The following is a 3,386-nucleotide window of genomic DNA, read 5'->3' as shown; positions in this document are numbered from 1 at the left end:
CGCCCCCGCCGGTCACAAGAACCTTCACGATACCCCCTGTGCCCATCGCCCTTTGCCGTCTATAGCCCCGGAAACGCGAAAGAGTCAGCACCGCAACGACGACTTGGACCATCAGTCGGGAGGGAAAGGGGTGGGCCGCTTCTACCCCGCGCGCCGCATCGCTTTCAGGATCGCCTCGTCGCGCTCGACATTGAGCTTGCTTTCGAAGTCGAAATGCCAATCCCTGTCGCGCGGCGCGGATGTCGAGGCGTCGCCGCGCCGGATTTTCTGGTCCAGGTCGGCGAGCGATCGCGACCAATAGTGATTGATCCTCAATATATCGAGCTTGGGAGGCATGCCGGGGACGATGATCCGTCGATGGGTATCCATCGCTTCGCCGGACAGGAATTTCGACAGATGGACGCCCGGCTTGTAGACCATGCGGGGGTTGACGATTGTCTTGGCTGTCGTGATGTCGGGTCCGGCTCGCATCGTGTAGGCTTCGACCAGCGGGCCTTCAGGCCTTTCGACATGGCCGGAGGAACCGTAAAACGCCTGCCAGACACAGACGCCCGGCAGGTCGCGATAAGCGTCAAGGACGGAGCGCACGTCACGCCCGTCGGGCGCGAACAGAAATTCGTCGATATCGAACAGACCGATCCACAGTGCTTCACGCCAGTGCCTGCGGATACAGTCCTTATAGGCCGACAACTGCCCCACCGGCCGGGGCCAATCGACCAGCGTGACCAGCCCTTGCTGGATGAACGGCTCCAACACGGTCTTGAAGTCGTCGGTCGAGAAATTGTTGTAGAGATAGAAATGCTCAAATCCCACGCTCTGGTGGAATCTGATCCATTCGGCGAGGAAAGGCGCTTCCTCGCGGAAGATGGCGCAGGCCGTCAGGTTGAATCGTGGAGCTTTAGACACTGCCCGCTCGCGCCAACTCGCACGCATGGATAGCGGCATGCGAACAAAGGCCTTGAGAGATTTCCTGAAGTTTTTCAATGCGGTACCCTAAGCGCTGTCAAGCTTGATTGCCACGGCGCATGGGCTCGCATGGCCTATCCCCGCTTGCGCAATTCCGGGTGCATCTCGATCTCGCGGGCAAGCGAGACCGCCGCGTTCACATAGGGCTCCTGCCGGGCGACGCTCCAATATTTGAGCTCGTCGAGGGGAATGTTCTCGCCCGTTACCGCGCAGCGCACGAATGAGCCGGGACTGGTGACCTGGAAGTCGCCGTCGAGATAGCGGATCCGGGCTTCCCTGCCGCCCGGGCCTTCGAAACGGTTCATCATGAAAGGACGCTTGCGTTCATCGGGGTTTCAATCGCCACAAATCGCAAGCAACGTCAAGCTTGACGCAATGCTCATCCGGTATGGCTGAGCTGCAAAATGGTTTCCGGAAGCCGGCATGGACATCACCTCGACCCGTTTGAACGCGCTGATCGGTGAAGCGCTCGCCCCGCAGCCGGTGCCGTCGCCCAAGGCCGATCCGGCGGTGGCGGCCTTGATCAAGACGCTGGTCCAGCCGCAGGCGCCCTCTACGGGACAGGCGGCGCAGATCGCGGCCCAGTCGCTGCAAAGCGCGCAGCCGCGCCCTGCCGCGCTGGCATCGCAACGCCTGTCGTCCTCCGAGGCCGAGGATGCTTACCGGGCCATCATGGAGCCCGATGCCGCCGCCGACGATGCGCCGGCTAGACCCCCGACGGGCAGGGCGGCGACGGATACCGATCAGGCGTCGCGCGGCTTCGTCCCGCCACCGGCAGCGGTCGCCGACAATACGCCCAGGCCTGCGGCTGCGCCGGCATTGTCCACATTTTCGCCGGCCGTGGCTTCCGCCTCGATGCTGGTCGCGGCCAACGCCAATGCGCCGCAGCCGCGCGGTGCCGCTGTCCGTCCGGCCGGTCATGCGCCGCGCTCCGATTCCGTCGCGGTATCGCTCTGGACGATATCGGTCGTAACGGCCGTCGTCTCGGCAGTGACCGCGACGATCATGGTGCTGTTGCTTCGCTAAAGCATGTCTCCCGAAAGTGGGAACCGGTTTCGGGATGAAGACATGCGTAAAATCAAAAACCTAAAGCGCATGGAGCGAATCTGAAAGATCGCGACGCGTTTAGACGTCGTCCTGAAGGAAAGCTTCGAGCTTTTCCGGAGCAAGCCCAGCCTGTTCGGCAATGCGTTTGGCAAGGTCCGCCGCGGCCGCGCGCGGCCGGCCGACCGGGCGGTCCATCCAATAGGACACCGGATTGAGCGCAACGCGCTCATCGACGCCGACGATACGCCCGGATTGAAGCTGGTCTGCCGTCAGCGGCGGGCGCGCCAGCGCGACACCCAACCCGTGCGCCGCCGCGTCCAACACCAGATTATAGTCCTCGAAACGCCTGTCCTGCGGACGAGGACGGTAATCGACGTCTTGCGCTGCGAACCATGCGCGCCATGCGGACGCGTCGGAATCGTTGATCAGCGGGAACTTCAGCAGCCGGGCAGGATCGCCACGCCCGATCTCCCTGGCGAGCTCCGGCGAGGCGATGGGAAAAACCTGCTCCTCAAAAAGCTGCACCGAGACCCGGCCGGGGATGCGGCCGCGCCCGCAGCGCACCGAAAGATCGATGCCTTCGTCGGCGAGATCGGCCTGGCGGTTGTCGACATCGAGCACGATGCGCAGCTTGGTCGGGCTGTTCTCGAGCGTCGCCATGCGCGGCATCAGCCAAAGCCCACTGACCGACGGGATCGAGGCCAGCCGCACCACGGCGGTGCCGCGCGGCTCGACCCAGCGGTCGGAGTTGAACGAGATCAGGGCGAAGGCCTCGGCGGTCCGCAAATGCAGGCGGTTGCCCTCGATCGTCAGCGTGACGCCGCGCGCGTTGCGCTCGAACACTTTCAAGCCAAGCCAGTCCTCCAGCTTGGCGATCTGGCGGCTCACCGCGCCATGCGTGAGGTTGAGTTTTTCGGCCGCCGCCGAAAAGCTCCCCGTGCGCGCCGCCGCGTCGAAGGCGCGCAGGGTCTCGAGCGGCAATATCTGGTCCGAGCTGTGATCCATGCTCACAGCTGACCCTCGAATTGGTCGTTTGTCAATCGGCCGGCAATGGCGTTTTCTGCCTCCATGACACGGAAAGACGAGGCTACGGCAATGAGCGCTTACACCGGCACGTTGAATGAGACACAGCGCATGGACACCACCGCCGCGGTCGCGGTGACGTTGACGGTCATCGGCTGGGCCTCGGCTTTCCCGGCGATCCGCGCCGGCCTCGCCGCCTTCCAGCCGCTGGAACTCGGCGCGCTGCGCTTTGCCATCGCGGCGGTCCCGGCCGCCATATTTCTCGCCGTGAAGCGCCCGGCGCTGCCCAGGATCGACGAGCTGTGGCGCTTCGCCTTCGGCGGCGCCATCTTCGTCGCGCTCTATACCGC

4 protein-coding genes and 1 pseudogene are annotated in these 3,386 nt (G+C 64.1%); 2 read left to right on the top strand and 3 right to left on the bottom strand.

Annotated features, from left to right (window positions below):
• Positions 1 to 141: 141 nt before the first annotated feature.
• Together EOD07_RS27645 and EOD07_RS27640 are read right to left on the bottom strand one after the other, a co-directional pair.
• On the bottom strand, positions 142 to 906 hold the full coding sequence (locus EOD07_RS27645; protein WP_164772587.1) for a glycosyltransferase family 92 protein: 765 nt from the start codon (positions 904 to 906) through the stop codon (positions 142 to 144).
• 134 nt (positions 907 to 1,040) lie between these two features.
• A complete protein-coding gene (locus tag EOD07_RS27640) occupies positions 1,041 to 1,274 on the bottom strand; it encodes a DUF2093 domain-containing protein (protein WP_040986608.1) in 234 nt (77 codons plus the stop codon).
• A gap of 115 nt (positions 1,275 to 1,389) precedes the next feature.
• On the opposite strand from EOD07_RS27640, the gene EOD07_RS27635 reads away from it, so the two are divergent.
• A complete protein-coding gene (locus tag EOD07_RS27635) occupies positions 1,390 to 1,992 on the top strand; it encodes a hypothetical protein (RefSeq protein ID WP_127237646.1) in 603 nt (200 codons plus the stop codon).
• A 99-nt stretch (positions 1,993 to 2,091) separates the two neighbouring features.
• Here EOD07_RS27635 and EOD07_RS27630 read toward each other — a convergent pair whose 3' ends face one another.
• The gene (locus EOD07_RS27630; RefSeq protein ID WP_127237645.1) at positions 2,092 to 3,018 is read right to left on the bottom strand and encodes a LysR family transcriptional regulator; all 927 of its coding nucleotides are present in this window, start codon (positions 3,016 to 3,018) and stop codon (positions 2,092 to 2,094) included.
• A gap of 90 nt (positions 3,019 to 3,108) precedes the next feature.
• On the opposite strand from EOD07_RS27630, the pseudogene EOD07_RS27625 reads away from it, so the two are divergent.
• Positions 3,109 to 3,386 (top strand): annotated as a pseudogene (locus EOD07_RS27625) (EamA/RhaT family transporter); the annotation flags it as partial.

The organism is Mesorhizobium sp. M2C.T.Ca.TU.002.02.1.1, assembly GCF_003997225.1.
Note: the sequence above shows the minus strand (reverse complement) of the source record. Positions and strands in the feature narration are given on the sequence as shown.

Bases quoted from the DNA above. Each gene is read 5' to 3' on its own strand.
- EOD07_RS27640 (WP_040986608.1), bottom strand. From the start codon at position 1,274: ATGATGAACCGTTTCGAAGGCCCGGGCGGCAGGGAAGCCCGGATCCGC.
- EOD07_RS27635 (WP_127237646.1), top strand. From the start codon at position 1,390: ATGGACATCACCTCGACCCGTTTGAACGCGCTGATCGGTGAAGCGCTC.
- EOD07_RS27630 (WP_127237645.1), bottom strand. From the start codon at position 3,018: ATGGATCACAGCTCGGACCAGATATTGCCGCTCGAGACCCTGCGCGCC.